This is a genomic window from Novosphingobium sp. ES2-1, from assembly GCF_015169775.1.
Lineage (GTDB): Bacteria > Pseudomonadota > Alphaproteobacteria > Sphingomonadales > Sphingomonadaceae > Novosphingobium > Novosphingobium subterraneum.
In genome coordinates this window covers 518,065-533,275 of the sequence record NZ_CP063445.1, presented here as the reverse complement: position 1 = coordinate 533,275, position 15,211 = coordinate 518,065, and the positions used below count along the sequence as shown (strand labels likewise).

The following is a 15,211-nucleotide window of genomic DNA, read 5'->3' as shown; positions in this document are numbered from 1 at the left end:
GGGCCGGCGGTGATCTTCGATCTGCAACATCTCCTGGCGAGCCTGGCGGGGGTAATCGTCGGCTTCGTCCTCGGCCTTGTCGGCGGTGGTGGGTCGATCCTTGCCGTGCCGCTCATGGTCTATGTTGTCGGCGTTGCCAGCCCGCACCTTGCCATTGGCACGAGCGCACTGGCCGTGGCGGCAAACGCGCTGTCGGGCCTCGCCAGCCACGCCCGGGCGCGCAACGTCAACTGGCGCTGCGGGGGCATGTTCGCCGCAGCGGGCGTGCTCGGCGCGCTCGGCGGATCGGCGATCGGCAAGGCCTTCGACGGCCAGAGCCTGCTTGCCCTCTTTGCCTTGCTCATGCTGGTCGTCGCCTTCCTGATGTGGCGAGGCCGCGGCAGCGAAGGGATCGAGGGCGTCGTCTGCAACCGCGACAACCTGCCGCGCGTGCTCGCCTTCGGCGCCGGCACCGGCCTGCTCTCGGGCTTCTTCGGGATCGGCGGTGGCTTCCTGATCGTCCCGGCCCTTGTCGCCAGCACCTCGATGCCCATCGGCCGCGCCATCGGCACCTCGCTTGTCGCAGTCAGCGCCTTCGGCCTTGCCACGGCGCTGAACTACGCCGCGTCGGGAATGCTCGACTGGCCCCTGGCGATTGCGTTCATTGCCGGCGGCATTGCCGGATCGCTCATCGGCACCAGGGCTTCGACCCGGCTTGCCGCAAGCAAGGGCACACTCAACACCCTCTTTGCCGGACTCATCGTCGTCGTGGCGCTCTACATGCTTGCGCGCAGCGGCGCTGCACTGTTCGGCTAGGCCTCTGATGCGGGGGCAGCCGTCTCGACCAGTTCGGCAATTTCGAAGGCAAAGCTCTTCCAGCCCCGCATCTTCGCCGCCTCCTGGGCCGGAGCCCGCTTCTTGCGGGCCTCGGCGAGCGACCGGGTGTGGCCCCAGAACACCTCGGTCTTGCCATTCTCCAGTTCGGCTACGATCCGCCAGTAGTGCGTGAAACTGTCGGTCGTCGGCCCGATGGTCTTCACGTATCCATCGGGCATCGTCGCAGTCAGGTATCGGCGCTTGCGCTTGCTCATCGCCGCCCTCTGTGCCGCGCTGCCGTTCATGGAGCAATCCACCAAAGCGAACCGGCAGGGCGTTTCGTCCTGCGCGCAGGGATTGGGAAGAAAGCCGGTTGCCGCGGAACAGTCCGAACGCAAACGACCTGCGCGAGGCACGACGGCTTTCTTACGCCGGGTTCGCATGGGCGCGCCAAGAGGTTCATCTTCCGTACGGCAAGAATGACCCGTCGAGGTTGGTGATCGAGGCTCAGGAGCGGTTCGCAACCGGAGCGGAAATGTCCGTCGCGCTGCACAGGATGGAGCGCGGTGGCGACTCTCGAGCATTTCTGTGGCAAAGTCCGCCAGCAAGCTGCCAGCCCCATGACAGTCGTTGCTCAACCCGCGACCACTCCTGCCACACCGTTTCGGCGATCAGGTAAAAGAAACAACTCGCAAGAGACGGTCCGATGCGCCATTCTTGTCCAGGAAAGGTCCTGCGAAAGCTTACTATATTATGTCTAACGCACCCTTCACGCTATTGGGTATCGATCATGTCGTAATCCGAGCGGCCGACGCGCGGCGACTGGTCGATTTCTACGTGAGCGCTCTTGGCTGCACGATGCAGTGGGAGCGGCCCGAGCTGGGATTGTATCATCTCACCGCCGGATCCGCCCTGCTCGACATCGTGAGCATTGACGGGCCACTGGGTGTATCAGGCGTTGCGGCACCGAGTGGGACCGGGCGCAACGTCGACCATGTCTGCTTCCAGGTCGATGCAATCGAGCCTGAAGCGCTCGGAAAGCACCTACGCGAGCTCGGCTTGGAAATGGATGAGCCCAAGACCCGTTTCGGCGCGCAAGGATTTGGCGTTTCGGTCTACCTGCAGGATCCAGAAGGCAACGGGATCGAACTGAAGGTGGCAGCTGCTGCGCCAGCGAACCGGTAGCTGATCATGCAAGCCAGATCATATTGAACTGACGAAGGAATCCGGGGGTCCGAAGCTGGCATTCGCAGCCCCGGACCCACGTCGCGTGCAACCTCAGAACTTGACCGAGATTTCCGCACCGATCGTGCGGGGTTCGCCCGGGTATGCCGTGTTGACGCCGTTGGATGCACCCAGCGCATAACCTGAAATGTAGTAGGTCTCGTCGGTAAGGTTGCGGACGAAGACTGCTGCGGACACCTGGCTTCCCATGATTTCCTTCCAGTTCAGCCTTGCGCCGACATTCCAATACCCATCGAGGTGCGTTCCGGGCGTGGAAGTGCCGTTGGTGTTCGAGAAGAAGAAGCCGGTCTGGCCGTAGTAGTCGCCGCGCAGGCTGATCTTGCCGATCTCGGCGGGAACCGGGAACTTCACCTCGATGTTTGCAGATCCTGCCCACTTCGGTGCGTCAGGATAGGAATCGACCTGCAGGCTGCCGACGAACGGGATGGGTACGGTACGCTTGGTGTACTTCGCATCGGTGTAGGCCAGGTTGAACCCGACATCGAGCCAGGAGGTCAGACCGGCGAAGGCGTCGACTTCGAAGCCCTTGGTCTCGGCCTGCGGCACGTTCACCGTGAAGCCTGCCGGAGCGCCACCCACCAGCGCGTAAAGGGCGCGTTGTGCGTCCTTGACGATGATCTTGTAGGCCGCGACGTTGAACTGAACGGGGGCACCCCCGATGCGGCCATTGAACTTGTAGCCCAGTTCGAAGTCGTGAACCTTCTCGTTCTTGAAGAAGTTGGCGGGCTGTCCGGTGAGCGGATCAGTGAACGGCGCCACCGTGCCGTTCAGGTTGCCCGAACGGAAGCTGCCGCGCTGGTTGAAGTAGACCATGTTGTTCGGGTCGATCTGGTACTGCAGGCTGGCGGTCCATGCCGGAGCCGAAAGCTTCCTGCTCTGATCTGCGGCTGGCGAGTTGGGATCGACGCCGAACACGTTGCCGGGTGCCTGCCGGATGCCGACATTCTCCCAAGTATAGCGACCGCCAAGCGTTGCGGTAAGCGCTTCGGTAACCTTGTAGCTTACCTGAGCAAAGACTGCCTTGGATTCCTGACGGTTGCGATAGGCGTAGGAGATATCCGCAATGCCGCCCGGGACCACGTCCGCGCCGATGTTGATCGGGATGATCTCGAAGCGCTTCTGGTTCGAGTAAAACACGCCTGCGGTGTAGTTCAGGCGGTCGTCCAAGAGGCTTCCCTGAATCTGCAGTTCTTCGCTGAACGTCTTCGACCGGAAGGTCTGGCCGCCTGGTGCGCCGGTTGCGTTGATCCCGGCCAGCTTGAACAGCCAAAGCGAGCCGAACGGGCCGCCCGCGAGGTTGCCAGGGGTGTTAGACTTGCCATTCATGTAGCTGAAGATGTTCTTCAGCTTGGTGTCGGCACCAATTTCAAGCTCGGTCGTGTTCGAGACGAAAACGTTCTCGGCACTGTGCGGGAGATCGTACTGAAGCCAGACCTTGTAGGGGTTTGCGCGGGTGAATCTTGTGTACCCTTCAACGCCGCCCGGGAAGAAGCCAGGAGCAGCTGGACCATCGTTGTTGCCATAGATGGCGGCGAGAGTGTTGGTCAGCCCGCTGACAGGTATGTGATTTGTACCGTCGCTGACGAACTGCGGGTTCGTCGCCGAATTGTACGTGTAGATGCCGCCGACGCCTTCGGTCCCCTTGACGCGATCATACTGGACGATCGTGATATTCTTCAGCGTATCGGTAGGTGTGAGCAGCAGCGTTGCACGCCCGGAGCGGCTGTTCTTGTCGCCCAGCGTGTTCCCGGTGTTGATGTTCGTGACGTAGCCGTTGCCGCGCGTCGCGTCGAATGCGAGGCGCAGGGCAGCCTTGCCTTCAGAAAGGGGCAGGTCAACGGCAGCCTGAATTTGCCCGTAGTCGCGTGAAGCGCCACGGACAGTCACGTATCCGCCAAAGCTGTCTCCAGGCATGGGAGTGGTGTAGAGAACTGCACCGCCAGTGGCGTTACGCCCGAACAGGGTACCCTGTGGCCCCTTCAGCACCTGGATCGACCCCAGATCGAAGAAGGCCGTGGCCGTGTTGCCGGGATTGTATGGAGCTTCATTGAGGTAAGGCAGGACCGCAGGGCTGGTGCCCGAGAACGGGTCCAGTGACTGGCCGCGCATGCTGTAGCTCAGCTGATTGGAGTTCTGGCCATTCTTCACCTGAAGACCAGGGACGAGCGTTCCGATATCCTGCTCGCTGGTAATATTCCGGTTCTGCAGCGCTTCCGATCCGAACGCGACGACCGCGACGGGAACCTTCGAAAGCCGCTCTTCACGGCGCTGCGCCGTGACGACGATGCAGTCGCACCCAACCTTGCATCACGTGCGCTCGGCGGTGGACGTGCCGCCGAATTTGGGCGCAATCTCCTGACCGACGCGACCTATGGCGGAACCTATGGCGGTGTCACTCAAGGCGATCCCCTGACCGGCGCTGCTCTTGGCGCAGGTGGTTCTGCGCTGGGCCAACTCGGCGGCAAGGCTATCGGCAAGGCCATGTCTGGCGTGGACCTTTCGCCTGCTGTGCAAGCCATGCCCCCGTTTCCCCGACCATATGGCCTGAAACCACCGAAAATTCGGGCTTGGCGGTTAACGCTTTCTCAAAGCCGAGGTCCGGGACTATTCCGGGAGTCTGTTCGCCCGTTCCTGCCTCGTTCTGCCACTCATTGCCACGAGCCGAACTTTCCGCTTGCCCTGAAACCGCCGAGAAACTAGGGGCTTCCGGGTGTCGGGGAGTAGCGCAGCCTGGTAGCGCATCTGGTTTGGGACCAGAGGGTCGTAGGTTCGAATCCTATCTCCCCGACCACTTCATGTCCGTTTGCGCCAGTCAGTCAGGCGCTCACAGGCTTCCTCCAGCATTTCCAGCGCGGCGTTGATGGACCGCTGACGGACGAGCGCCCGGTCCGCGAGGCCGAAATGGCATTCGCGCGTGATCGCAAGATGGCCTTTGCCGCTGGCGGCAAGGTGGACCAGTCCGGCCTCGTCGCGCGCTCCGCCAGGGCCCGCAAAGCCGGTGATGGCTAAGGCGATATCCGCGCTGCTGTTTTCCAATGCACCTTGCGCCATTGCCAGAGCCACCTCGCGGCTGACGACACCGAACATGGCAATCACGTTGGCCTGTACTCCCAGCATTTCGGTCTTTGAAGCGGCCGAATAGGTCACGAAGCCGCGCTCAAATGCGCTGCTGCAACCTTCGATGTCGGTCAGCAACGAGGCAAGCAGCCCGCCAGTGCAGCTTTCGGCAGTCGCCACCGTCAAGCCCGCTGCCGAGATCTGCGCCAGAACCTTTCTGGCATGATTTTCGGCACTCTCGATACCGTCAGGCAAGTCGTCCGTTGGCATGCATCATCTCCTGGCCGAACATGGACTGGCGCCATTGAGGAGCGACCAGCCTCTCCCAGCCAGCCGCCCCGGCTTTGGCGTGTCTGTCACGACGCGTTTGCTTGTCACGAAGGTCAATCGGAGGTTTGCCGTTAGGTTCCAGTTTCCATCGCCTTTTCATATGCTTGGAACCTATCCGACTGGCCACCGGTTTTGCCCGGGTGAGTACCAACGCGACTGCAATGGAGCGAAGCGATGCCGGAAAGCCGCACAGAGGATCAGGCATCCCGCCGCGGGATATGGGGCAAATACGCCTACGGCTGGATCACGCTGGCCTTCTTCCTCGGTTCCTTTGCCCTGCACTGGTGGTTTGGCTGGAAAGCCTACGTGGATGAGTCGCAGACGCATGGGCAGATGCCGGAATGGAGCGCCTATCTGGATGAGATGCTGCGCGATACCTTCGAGAACTGGCAGTCGGAATTTCTGCAATTGATGTGGCAGGTGATCGGGCTCGCCTACTTCCTTTATGTCGGATCGCCCACATCGAAGGAAAACGATGACCGCATGGAAGCGAAGATCGATGCCCTGATACGGTTGCAGGCCGGCGAACGCGCGGATGCCCTGCTCCAGGGGATCGACGACAGATACCTGCGTCACCATGGGCACCCCCGCCCCCATGGACACGAGCAGGAGCGCGCCGACGGATCATGAGTGTCAGGGTTTGAGCACGACCTTGGTCCAGGTATCCTGTTGCTCCTTGAAGTTCCGATATCCCGTGGCCGCTTCTTCCAACGGCAGGCGATGGCTGATGAGGAACGTGGTGTCGAGCGTGCCGTCCTCGATCCGCGCAAGCAGATCCTTCATGTACCGCTGCACGTGAGTCTGCCCGGTGCGCAGTTGCAGCCCCTTTTCCATGAGCGCGCCGAGCGGAAACTTGTCGGCCAGTCCGCCATAGACACCGGGAACCGAAACGCGCCCGCCCTTGCGGACAGCCAGCAGCGCCTGACGCAGCGCAGCGGCCCGGTCGGCGCCGATACCGATCTTCTGCTTGGTGATATCGAAGATGTTGTCGATCGCAAAGCCGTGCGCTTCCATGCCCACCGCGTCGATCACCGCATCGACACCAAGGCCGCCTGACATGTCCATCAGTGCCTCGAGAACATTGGTCTCGCGGAAGTTGATGATATCTGCACCGAGACCACGCGCCAGCTCGAGCCGGTGGGGATAATGATCTATTGCAATGACTTTGGCCGCCCCCATGGCGAGAGCGGACTGAACTGCAAACAGGCCAACGGGACCACATCCCCAGATGGCTACGGTATCGTCGGGTTCGATCTGTGCGTTCTCCGCTGCCATCCACCCCGTCGGCAGGATATCCGACAGGAACAGGACCTGCTCGTCATCCAGATGCTCGGGCACGACGATGGGGCCGACGTCGGAGAATGGCACCCGGACAAACTCCGCCTGGCCGCCCGAATAGCCCCCGGTCATGTGCGAATAGCCGAAGATCCCTGACGTCGCGTGGCCATAGGCCTTTTCCGCCAGGTCCTGCTTTTCGGCCGGGTTAGAATTGTCGCAGGCGGAAAACTCCTCACGATTGCAATGGAAGCAGCGGCCGCAGCTGATGGTAAAGGGCACCACCACGCGCTGTCCTCTGACAAGCGTGCTGAGCGGCCCGGTTTCAACCACTTCGCCCATGAACTCGTGGCCAAGAATGTCTCCGGGCATCACCCCGGGGATCACGCCATCATACAGATGGAGATCGGAACCACAAATCGCCGTCGAGGTGACGCGGATGATTGCGTCGCGCGGGTTGATGATCTCGGGATCGTCGACGGTGTCGACACGGACGTCCTGCGTGCCGTGAAAGGTCAATGCGCGCATCATGCGTTCTCCGCTGGAGTGGAAGCCTGGTCCTGTTCCTCGCGCGCCTGTCTTGCAGCGCGGGTCTGCTCCTTGCGCCTTGCCGATGTCGCTATTTCCCCTGCCTCCATCAGCATCTTGAACCGGCGCAGATCGCGGCGTGCCTGGATTTCAGGTTCCCGCCCCTGCAGCTTGGCAAACAGTCGCCCCAGTTCACCGGCTGGCGGCTTGTAGGCGATGCGCACGCTGACCCGGGTCCCCCGCTCGCCCGGTGCATCCTCGAACGTCACGCGCCCCTCGGTATCGATGTCCGACCCGGCAACCGAACGCCACGCAATCAGCTCGCCCGGTTCCTCGCGCGCAATCACCGTTTCGATTGCGACGGTCCGTCCCGCAGGCGCGCGGATCGTCCAGACATTGTGCCCGTCCCCGCCGACCGGCCGCACGTCCTCGACGTTCTCCATGAACCGGGCGAGATTTGCAAAGTCGCGCCAGAACGCAAACAACTCCTCGCGCGGACGGGCAATGGTCACGCTGCGGCCGCTTACCGCATAGCTCCCGAATGACCGTCGCGCGGCATAGCCCGGAGCAGAGTCCCCACTCACGTCACGGGGCCGACGCCTTGCTCCGAGCACCAGCCCGATGCCTGCAGCGATCGCCGTCGTCATGGCCACAGCCGCCAATGCCTGTCGGCCCGAGGGTGGTTCGTGCCTGCTCATCCTTGTTCTCCTTGCTTTTCAGCGCATGGGTGCTGCTCGGTGCTGTGATCCATCTGCGTGGATGCGAGCAGGCTTCTGCCGCACAGGTGAACGCAGTTCTGTTCAGCCAGCCGGTGCAGCACGCGGTTCACGTGGACAGGCGTCAGCCCCACGATGTCGGCAATCTCGCGCTGGGTCAGCGGGATCACGACCTTGTCGTCATCACTGCCCAGCCTGGCGCGCAGATCGGCGAGAAGCTCCACGATCCGTTCGGTCGCGTTCTTGCGGCCAAGGCGGGTAATCCATTGCGCCTGCCGCTCCATGGCTTGGACCATGGCGTGAAGGACATTCCTGACCCCGCCCTCGCCAGGGTGATCGATCTGGCCAAGCGGAATCGGCCTCGCGGTCAGGCGGGTCAGGGCCATCACTGGCAGACGGGCCTGGCCGGACAGGAGCCAGTGCGGTTCGCAGTACTCCCCGGGCAGATAAAGCGCCGTGATCTGGCGGCGGCCGTCGCGGAGCAACTCGTAGCGGCACGCCCAGCCATCCTTGATGCAGTATATGCAGTCAGAGCGGTCCCCTGCGCGGGCGAGATGTTCGTACCGCCTGAATTGTCTCCAGGGGACTTCCGATATTCGCTTGTGCATGGGCTGGCGTCCGATCGTGCTGCACCCGCTCACTGCGTCATGAACGACTGATGCAGGACTAACCCATTAATGTAGAAAGGTTTTCCGCGTTTGAGGCGTGCCGTGGACAGAGCGCGCCGATCTGTTCGCCGCAGGTGTGGCCCGCACGGCGGACATTGCTTCAACCAGGTTAGCGCAGAGGATCGAACACGCTGCGTGCGGCCTTTTCCCGATGCGATCCGGCGCTTGCAGCCGGGCACAGAGAGAGGAGGCAATCCCATGGCATCACAGGCTGGCGCCAAGCCAAACGACGAGGCCGCCGAGAATACGGCGAACGCCAAACCGGGCAGTTCCGCTGTCGGGGACGAGAACAAGTCACAGAGCTCATCCGGCAGCGGCGGCGCAAACGGGGCCAAGGCGCAGCAGGCTCGCAAGACCGCTGGCAAGCAAGGTGCAGCAAAGACGGGCGCAGCAAGAACGACTGACCCGGATCGGAGCGCGATTGCGAGCCTGAAGGCCGATCATCGCAAGGCCGAACAGCTTTTCGCCCGCTTCGAGAAGGCTGGCGAGGAGGAAAAGCAGACGCTCATCGAGGAGGTCTGCAAAGCGCTGACCCTGCACACGATGCTGGAAGAGGAAATCTTCTACCCGGCGTGTCGGGACAGCATCCCGGAAGACGACCCGCTGAACGAGGCGCAGGTCGAACATGACAGCGCGAAGGTGCTCATCGCCGATCTCATGAACCTGCGCGATGACGATCCCTTCCGGGATGCCAAGGTCAAGGTGCTGGCCGAACAGGTCAAGCACCATGTCGGGGAGGAAGAGAGCGGCAAGGACGGCATCTTTGCCAAAGCCCAGGCGCATGGGGTGGACACCCCGGAACTGGCTCAACGGCTGAAGCAGCGCCGTGCCGAGCTTGAACAGCGCGATCGTCTCCCCGGCGGAGAGCCGGTGGCGATCCACATTCGATCCACGAACAACCAACGAGAGGAATACGAAATGGCCAGTTATCAACAGCGCGGGCAGGAACGCGACGATCAGGGTCGATTTGCCAGAGGCGGTGCAGGAGGCCGCAACGGTTCGGACGATGATCGCGGATCCCGCCGCGACGGCGGCTCCGGTCGCGAACGCGATGAGGATGGGCGCTTCACCAGCTCTCGCAATGGCGGCGGATCGAGTCGGGGCCGCAACGACGACGACCGCGACTACGGGCGCAGTAACGGGCGTAGCGGGGGCGGCCGCGGTGATGATGATGGACGCGGCTGGTACGGAGATTCGCGTGGCCATTCCGAAGCAGCCCGTCGCGGGTGGGAGGACCGTGGCTCGTCGCGTTCGTCGCGCGATGACGACGACGACGACAACCGTGGCTATTCGTCACGCGGGAGCAGCCGCGACGACGACGACGATCGCGGCGGGCGCCGCCAGGGTGGAAATGGCCGCGGAAATGGCGGCGGCAACGACGGGCGCGGCTGGTATGGCGATTCCCGCGGGCACTCCGAGGCCGCACGCCGGGGTTGGGACAACCCTGATCATGGCGACAGCGGCTGGTACGGGGACTCGCGCGGCCATTCCGAAGCGGCGCGTCGCGGCTGGGACAACCCCGATCATGGCCGCAGCGGCTGGTTCGGTGATCCCGAAGGACACTCCGAAGCTTCGCGCCGGGGCTGGGAAGACCGCGGATCGACGCGCTCGTCGCGCGGTCGCGACGACGATGACCGTGGTTCTTCCCGCTCCTATCGCGGGCGAGACGATGACGACGACGATCGCGGTCGCGGTCGCGGTGGAAGCGGCGGCCACGGTGGCTGGTTCGGGGATTCCCGTGGGCATTCGGAAGCCGCCCGCAGGGGTTGGGACAACCGGAACTGAACTCTCAGCGGAAAGTGTCGGGGTCGGGCGTGAATGCCCGGCCCCTTCACTCTGCATCATGAGAGACACAACCCCGGAACCTGCAGGAAAAGGAGAACCATTCCATGCCCCTACTTCCGAAAGGCGCAAGCCGCACCGCAGTCGTCGTGGCGCTCGCCGCCGCTCTTGGAGCGTGCAACGCACCCCGGGGCGATGAAGGCGCTGCAACCGGCCCGGCCACCGATGCTGCAGACGATAGCGCTGCGGCCACTGCAACTCCCGGAACCGGCGCTGTTGCCGGAGAGGCCCTGCCCCTCACCGGCCAGGCCTTTGTCGATGCGGCTTCCGGCAGCGACCAGTTCGAACTGGAAAGTGCCAGGATCGTCCAGTCAAAGGGAGTCACAGGCGATTTGCGAGATTTTGCGCAGATGATGATCCGCGATCACACTGCTTCTGCGAACGCGCTTCAGGCTGCGGCGAGCAAGGTCGAGGGCGTTCAGTTGCGCCAAGCCCCCATCCTCACCGATGCGCAGCAGGGCCAGCTCCAGCAGCTTCAGGCTGCCGATGGCAAATCCGCCCATGATCTTTACATCCGGCAGCAGGTGGAAGCGCACGAGAAAGCCTATGCCATGCTGACGACATATGCGAGCAGCGGGGACGCGAAGCCGTTGATGGACTTTGCCGCCAAGACTGCGCCCGTCGTCCAGAAGCACCTGGCCGAAGTCCGCAACATGCAGCCCTGAGGACAGCCAACGGACGCGCGCTTCAGCTATCGGTATGGACCGCGTCCGGCTTCCTGACCAAGCACTTTTCGGGTCCTGCTTCTGCACCAGACGCAATGAGTGGCATGACGAACAGGCTACGCCCTTGCTGAACGACAAGGCCTTTTTCGGCCAGGCGATGAAGGATTCGGTTGACGTGAACCGGGGTCAAACCCACGACATCGGCTATTTCGACCTGGCTTAACGAGATCAACGTCGGTTGATCGCTTGAGCCAAGTCGCTCGTAAAGATCGGCAAGCAGCTCAAGAATGCGTTCCGTCGCATTCTTCCGCCCGAGGCGGACGAGCCATTGGGTTTGCCTCTCCAGGTTGCGGACGATCCCCGCGAGTACCTGTTTGATCCCTTCCTGATCCTGCCGGTAGAGCAGATCGACCGAGATCGGTTCAGCCGCAAGGCGCGTCAGGGCCATGATGGGCGCTGTGGCATCCCTGGTGATCAGCCATTGTGGCTCACAATAGTCACCGGGAAGATAGAGATCGGTTATCTGCCGCCGTCCATCTGCGAGAATGTCATAGCGACAGGCCCAGCCTTCCTTGATGCGATAGATCTCCGCGCGCCGATCGCCTGCTCTTGCAAGATGAGAGCCCCTGTCGAACAGGCGAGGTGCGGAAGGCTGCCTTGTCTGTGCCATGCCTTTCAGGTTCCACACGGCTTCGAAATCGGCGGCCGCTCGGCGTGGGAAGCGCCTTCGTCGGTATTGAGCGCGGCTTTCATCATTTCTTGGTCTCTTTCCAGGCGAAGAGGAGCGAAGCGTCAGCGGGAAGGCGCGCTTCGAGGCGGCCGTCTTGCAGTTCGAAGGGCAGGGCTCGGCCGTCGGATGTGGTCAGGCGCGGTTCGATGCCGTCAGGCGTGTTGCCATCTTCCATCACCAGCGCGAGCCGCGCTTCGGTCCCGGCCGGGCCATCGATGCGCATGCTGATGGTGGTCGCGTCGATCTTGTGGACGGCGCGGACAAAGACGTCGCACCAGATCAGGAAAGGAACGCCCTCGATCCGCCTGAAGCTGCGGGTGGTTTAGATCAGCGCCGCGCCGCTGCCATAGATCTCCTGGCCAACCTGACCCGCAGGCTGGCTGTCTGGATAAAGGTCTTCCAAGGGAAAATTGAGGCGCCGCAGGATATAGCCGTTGCGGATGTCGTCCATGGCGACACCCTCTTCCGGCAGTGCATCGGGGTAGTAGAACCATGCCCGATCGAGCGCGTGGCGGCAGTATTCCGAAAGCAGCAGGCGCACGGACGGTATCAGGTCAGGCCCGCCATAATCGAGATAGCGTTCGAAAGCCGAGTAGCTGTCGAAGCACTCGTAGGCGGCCATGTAGGGCGCGTCCTGCAGGCACGTGACACCGAGAAGTCCATCGTGCTCGGCCCTGGCCAGCGATCGTGCGCCATCGTGCGCAATGACCTTTTCGGCCACGACCAATTCCGGCGACGAAAGGGAGGTGCCGTCATCTCTTGCCATGCTGCTCGTCCCCTTGCTGGTTGTGCAGAGTGAACGTTGCAACGACTGCGATGTTTCCCTTTTGGGCAGGTCAAGTTACTGGAACGATTTCGAAAAACGACGAACGGAAGCTGGAGGCTGCGCAAAGCCATGCGATCCGGGTGGACAAAGGCCTCACACGATCGTTGGCACTGGCCGGGACGGCCGCAACCCTTCAGGCCCCGCGCAACATGGCCGCGTTGTCCTTGATCATCTGACGGACCGATCGCGCCTTGCGCCCGGTCAATTGCTGGACATCATCGGTGCAGAGCTCAAGGAACCCCTCGCGGATGGCGCGGCCGAAAGACACCATGTCGTCGCTGTTCCACGGGATGCCGGCAATTTCCAGATCATCGACCGGGCGGCGCGGGATGCCCATGGCGTCGAACATCGCATACTGGCCTTCGTCATCCAGCGAGACGTATTCGACAGGCCGCCCGGTCACTTCGGCCATGATCGCCGCAACTTCGCCGAAGGTCTGCAATTCCGGCCCGGTAATGTTGTAGATTCGGCCCTCGTGGCCTTCACCGGTCAGGACCGCCACCGCGCTCTCGATGCAGTCGTCGCGCCAGACCATCGCCTCGCGGCCCTCTCCGGCGTTGGAAAACCACTTGCCGCTCTGCATCACGCCGGGGCCGGCCATCAGGATCATCGCATCGGCATAGTGGGCATCGCGCAGCATCGTCCAGCCGCAACCCGAGGCGCGGATCAGGCGTTCGGTCTCGATATGATCGTGCCGCACTTCAGCGGGGTTGGCGGGATCGTCGATGCCGATGAAGCTGGTGTAAACCACATGCCCAACGCCCGCCGCAGCCGCAGCGTCGATCGCCGCCTTGTGCTGCACCACGCGCGCCCCAACCCGCGTGCCCGAGATCAGCAGCATCCTGTCAGCGCCCTGCACCGCCTCGACCAGCGTTTCCGGCTTGTCGAAATCGCCGTAGCGCACGACGCAGCCTTGCGCGGCGCGGTCGCTGAGTTTCTCAGGCTTGCGGGTGATCAGGATGAGGTCGCTTGCACGCCCCAGCGCGGTCAGCCGGTCGGTAACGCCGCGGCCATAATTGCCCGAAGCTCCGGTGATGACGATACGGCTCATGCCAGAGCGTCCAACTGCGCCTGCGGCACCCACCAGCCATGCACTTGCGGACGCAGCCGCGTTGGAATGTGGACCTTCGCCACCGGCCCTGCACCGATGTTCCCGGCATCGACCACCCAGGCTTCATGCACGAACAGGTTGTCACCGGTCTGCTGGTCCATGATGAACACCAGCCAACCATCCTTGGCCTGATCAGCAGCGGGCAAATGCACCGGCTCGTTGAATCCGGCCATCGGCGGCAGGGCGAGTGCATTGGTCACCTGGGGGCTGCCTGTGTCCATCCCGTCCAGACGGAGCAGCAGGTTGAAGCTCACGCCCACCGGCCCTGCAAACAACGGCGGCCCCTGCAACTCGGGGTTCATCGAGAGCATCCAGCCGGTCTTGTAAGGACGTCCCTGCAACTTCGCCGGGATCACCGGGAAATCCCCGGGAGGGCCGATGATCGTCTCTGTAACCTCGCCGCCTTCGCTGCGCGGATCGACCGTCCAGCGGGTCAGCGCGCCCTGCATGTCCTGCGGACCCATCTGGATACCCGAAGGCTCACGGATGAAGGCGAAGGCGTTGGTATTGTTGAGGCAAGCGTCGAAGTGAAGCATCCCCTCGGCATCCTCCCACGCGTTCATCATGTGGTACGAATGGCAACCCTTCGGCCCCTTGAACCACTTGATCTCGCGCACGTCGCCATAACGGGGCATCACGCCCAGCCAGGATTCCAGTTCCGGCTGATGGTGCCAGTGCTCCCCGCCCGCCTTCAACCGGTCAAGGTCCGCTGTCGTCGGGTAGATCGGGAAGAGCGCGTAGTTCTTGCTGATCGTGAAATCGTGCATCATCGCGCAATAGGGCGCATCGAACCACTGTTCCGACTTCAGCGTGCCATCGGGCGCAACGATGCAATAGGCGACCTTGGTCGAGGCCTGCCCGTCTGCCTCGTAACCATAGAAGAACAGTTCGCCCGTCTCGGCATCGATCCGCACGTGCGCGGTCATCGTTTCAGATTTGAGCGCGCCGCCGAAATCGTAGGAGCCAAGCGTCGCCAGCGTCCTGGGATCGACGCGATAGGGCCGGCCGTCCTCCTTGGCCATCAGCAGGCGTCCGGCGTGCCACACCGGAGTGGTGTTGGCCACGGTGCGGTCGACGCCTTGCACCGAAGGATCATCGGTAAAAGGATTGCGGTACTTGCCGAACAGCGCCTTGCCCGCCGCCTGCTCGGCCTTGTAGCGCGCGGTTTCCACGAACTTCATCAGGAAGTCCGCCGTGCCATCAGCGTTGAACGAAAGGCGACTGACCATGCCATCGCCCGAAAGCGTGTGGTCATTGTCGAACATGGGCGGAAAAGCGGGATCAGGCACGGCGCGATAAAAGCTGCCACGCACTTCCGCTGGCAGGTCGCCCTCCACCTTCAGCCCGCGCAGGTCCACTTCCTGCCCCACCGGCTCGTTTGCGCCGGTAAAGTAGATCGTCTGCGGATACGCACCCATCACCA

At 62.8% G+C, this 15,211-nt stretch carries 17 protein-coding genes and 1 tRNA gene; 6 read left to right on the top strand and 12 right to left on the bottom strand.

Annotated features, from left to right (window positions below; genetic code table 11):
- Nucleotides 1-9: 9 nt before the first annotated feature.
- Nucleotides 10-795 carry a sulfite exporter TauE/SafE family protein gene (locus tag IM701_RS02560; protein ID WP_193827692.1) on the top strand — a complete coding sequence of 262 codons (786 nt, stop codon included), beginning with the start codon at nt 10-12 and terminating at the stop codon, nt 793-795.
- Here the strand turns inward: IM701_RS02560 and IM701_RS02555 are convergent.
- A complete protein-coding gene (locus IM701_RS02555) occupies nt 792-1,070 on the bottom strand; it encodes a hypothetical protein (protein ID WP_193827691.1) in 279 nt (92 codons plus the stop codon). The genes IM701_RS02560 and IM701_RS02555 overlap by 4 nt on opposite strands.
- 478 nt (nt 1,071-1,548) lie before the next feature.
- Here IM701_RS02555 and IM701_RS02550 point away from each other — a divergent pair, with 478 nt between their 5' ends.
- Nucleotides 1,549-1,980 carry a VOC family protein gene (locus tag IM701_RS02550; protein ID WP_039337913.1) on the top strand — a complete coding sequence of 144 codons (432 nt, stop codon included), beginning with the start codon at nt 1,549-1,551 and terminating at the stop codon, nt 1,978-1,980.
- A 93-nt stretch (nt 1,981-2,073) separates the two neighbouring features.
- Here IM701_RS02550 and IM701_RS02545 read toward each other — a convergent pair whose 3' ends face one another.
- Together IM701_RS02545 and IM701_RS02540 are read right to left on the bottom strand one after the other, a co-directional pair.
- Complete coding sequence (locus IM701_RS02545; RefSeq protein WP_230487837.1) at nt 2,074-4,233, bottom strand: TonB-dependent receptor; 2,160 nt, start codon at nt 4,231-4,233, stop codon at nt 2,074-2,076.
- 114 nt (nt 4,234-4,347) lie between these two features.
- A complete protein-coding gene (locus tag IM701_RS02540) occupies nt 4,348-4,554 on the bottom strand; it encodes a hypothetical protein (RefSeq protein ID WP_193827690.1) in 207 nt (68 codons plus the stop codon).
- A gap of 200 nt (nt 4,555-4,754) precedes the next feature.
- Between IM701_RS02540 and IM701_RS02535 the strand changes: the two genes are divergently transcribed.
- Nucleotides 4,755-4,831: transfer RNA gene (locus IM701_RS02535), tRNA-Pro, on the top strand.
- 2 nt (nt 4,832-4,833) lie between these two features.
- On the opposite strand, the gene IM701_RS02530 is transcribed toward IM701_RS02535, so the two are convergent.
- Nucleotides 4,834-5,367 (bottom strand): CinA family protein, encoded by a 534-nt coding sequence (locus IM701_RS02530; RefSeq protein ID WP_193827689.1) that lies wholly within the window; start codon nt 5,365-5,367, stop codon nt 4,834-4,836.
- Between the two features lie 234 nt (nt 5,368-5,601).
- Between IM701_RS02530 and IM701_RS02525 the strand changes: the two genes are divergently transcribed.
- Nucleotides 5,602-6,057, top strand: coding sequence for a DUF6766 family protein (locus IM701_RS02525; protein WP_052242722.1), 456 nt, complete (start codon nt 5,602-5,604; stop codon nt 6,055-6,057).
- 3 nt (nt 6,058-6,060) lie between these two features.
- On the opposite strand, the gene IM701_RS02520 is transcribed toward IM701_RS02525, so the two are convergent.
- The 3 genes from IM701_RS02520 to IM701_RS02510 are packed head-to-tail and all read right to left on the bottom strand — an operon-like array spanning nt 6,061 to nt 8,554.
- Complete coding sequence (locus IM701_RS02520; protein ID WP_039337939.1) at nt 6,061-7,230, bottom strand: zinc-dependent alcohol dehydrogenase; 1,170 nt, start codon at nt 7,228-7,230, stop codon at nt 6,061-6,063.
- Nucleotides 7,230-7,928 carry an SRPBCC family protein gene (locus IM701_RS02515; RefSeq protein ID WP_052242721.1) on the bottom strand — a complete coding sequence of 233 codons (699 nt, stop codon included), beginning with the start codon at nt 7,926-7,928 and terminating at the stop codon, nt 7,230-7,232. Before IM701_RS02515 ends, IM701_RS02520 begins: the two co-directional genes overlap by 1 nt.
- Nucleotides 7,925-8,554 (bottom strand): Crp/Fnr family transcriptional regulator, encoded by a 630-nt coding sequence (locus tag IM701_RS02510; protein ID WP_082734331.1) that lies wholly within the window; start codon nt 8,552-8,554, stop codon nt 7,925-7,927. Before IM701_RS02510 ends, IM701_RS02515 begins: the two co-directional genes overlap by 4 nt.
- 258 nt (nt 8,555-8,812) lie before the next feature.
- On the opposite strand from IM701_RS02510, the gene IM701_RS21785 reads away from it, so the two are divergent.
- Together IM701_RS21785 and IM701_RS02500 are read left to right on the top strand one after the other, a co-directional pair.
- Entirely contained in the window at nt 8,813-10,399 is a 1,587-nt protein-coding gene (locus IM701_RS21785; RefSeq protein WP_082013512.1) for a hemerythrin domain-containing protein, read from the top strand.
- A gap of 104 nt (nt 10,400-10,503) precedes the next feature.
- Nucleotides 10,504-11,121, top strand: coding sequence for a DUF4142 domain-containing protein (locus IM701_RS02500; RefSeq protein WP_193827688.1), 618 nt, complete (start codon nt 10,504-10,506; stop codon nt 11,119-11,121).
- A gap of 22 nt (nt 11,122-11,143) precedes the next feature.
- Here IM701_RS02500 and IM701_RS02495 read toward each other — a convergent pair whose 3' ends face one another.
- The 5 genes from IM701_RS02495 to IM701_RS02475 form a co-directional block, all read right to left on the bottom strand.
- Nucleotides 11,144-11,809: a Crp/Fnr family transcriptional regulator gene (locus IM701_RS02495; protein ID WP_193827687.1), complete on the bottom strand. Its 666-nt coding sequence runs from the start codon at nt 11,807-11,809 to the stop codon at nt 11,144-11,146.
- Between the two features lie 64 nt (nt 11,810-11,873).
- Nucleotides 11,874-12,074 carry a hypothetical protein gene (locus tag IM701_RS02490; protein WP_193827686.1) on the bottom strand — a complete coding sequence of 67 codons (201 nt, stop codon included), beginning with the start codon at nt 12,072-12,074 and terminating at the stop codon, nt 11,874-11,876.
- Nucleotides 12,075-12,173: 99 nt separating this feature from the next.
- Nucleotides 12,174-12,617, bottom strand: a complete 444-nt coding sequence (locus IM701_RS02485) for a hypothetical protein (RefSeq protein ID WP_193827685.1) — start codon at nt 12,615-12,617, stop codon at nt 12,174-12,176.
- A gap of 193 nt (nt 12,618-12,810) precedes the next feature.
- Entirely contained in the window at nt 12,811-13,728 is a 918-nt protein-coding gene (locus tag IM701_RS02480; RefSeq protein ID WP_193827684.1) for an SDR family oxidoreductase, read from the bottom strand.
- Complete coding sequence (locus IM701_RS02475) at nt 13,725-15,206, bottom strand: carotenoid oxygenase family protein (RefSeq protein ID WP_193827683.1); 1,482 nt, start codon at nt 15,204-15,206, stop codon at nt 13,725-13,727. Before IM701_RS02475 ends, IM701_RS02480 begins: the two co-directional genes overlap by 4 nt.
- Nucleotides 15,207-15,211: the final 5 nt, after the last annotated feature.

What these genes read in the sequence shown, in the direction of transcription:
- IM701_RS02555 (WP_193827691.1), bottom strand. Translation starts at nt 1,070, where the DNA reads ATGAGCAAGCGCAAGCGCCGATACCTGACTGCGACGATGCCCGATGGA.
- IM701_RS02550 (WP_039337913.1), top strand. Translation starts at nt 1,549, where the DNA reads ATGTCTAACGCACCCTTCACGCTATTGGGTATCGATCATGTCGTAATC.
- IM701_RS02530 (WP_193827689.1), bottom strand. Translation starts at nt 5,367, where the DNA reads ATGCCAACGGACGACTTGCCTGACGGTATCGAGAGTGCCGAAAATCAT.
- IM701_RS02525 (WP_052242722.1), top strand. Translation starts at nt 5,602, where the DNA reads ATGCCGGAAAGCCGCACAGAGGATCAGGCATCCCGCCGCGGGATATGG.
- IM701_RS02520 (WP_039337939.1), bottom strand. Translation starts at nt 7,230, where the DNA reads ATGCGCGCATTGACCTTTCACGGCACGCAGGACGTCCGTGTCGACACC.
- IM701_RS02515 (WP_052242721.1), bottom strand. Translation starts at nt 7,928, where the DNA reads ATGAGCAGGCACGAACCACCCTCGGGCCGACAGGCATTGGCGGCTGTG.
- IM701_RS02510 (WP_082734331.1), bottom strand. Translation starts at nt 8,554, where the DNA reads ATGCACAAGCGAATATCGGAAGTCCCCTGGAGACAATTCAGGCGGTAC.
- IM701_RS21785 (WP_082013512.1), top strand. Translation starts at nt 8,813, where the DNA reads ATGGCATCACAGGCTGGCGCCAAGCCAAACGACGAGGCCGCCGAGAAT.
- IM701_RS02500 (WP_193827688.1), top strand. Translation starts at nt 10,504, where the DNA reads ATGCCCCTACTTCCGAAAGGCGCAAGCCGCACCGCAGTCGTCGTGGCG.
- IM701_RS02490 (WP_193827686.1), bottom strand. Translation starts at nt 12,074, where the DNA reads ATGCGCATCGATGGCCCGGCCGGGACCGAAGCGCGGCTCGCGCTGGTG.
- IM701_RS02485 (WP_193827685.1), bottom strand. Translation starts at nt 12,617, where the DNA reads ATGGCAAGAGATGACGGCACCTCCCTTTCGTCGCCGGAATTGGTCGTG.
- IM701_RS02480 (WP_193827684.1), bottom strand. Translation starts at nt 13,728, where the DNA reads ATGAGCCGTATCGTCATCACCGGAGCTTCGGGCAATTATGGCCGCGGC.
- IM701_RS02475 (WP_193827683.1), bottom strand. Translation starts at nt 15,206, where the DNA reads ATGGGTGCGTATCCGCAGACGATCTACTTTACCGGCGCAAACGAGCCG.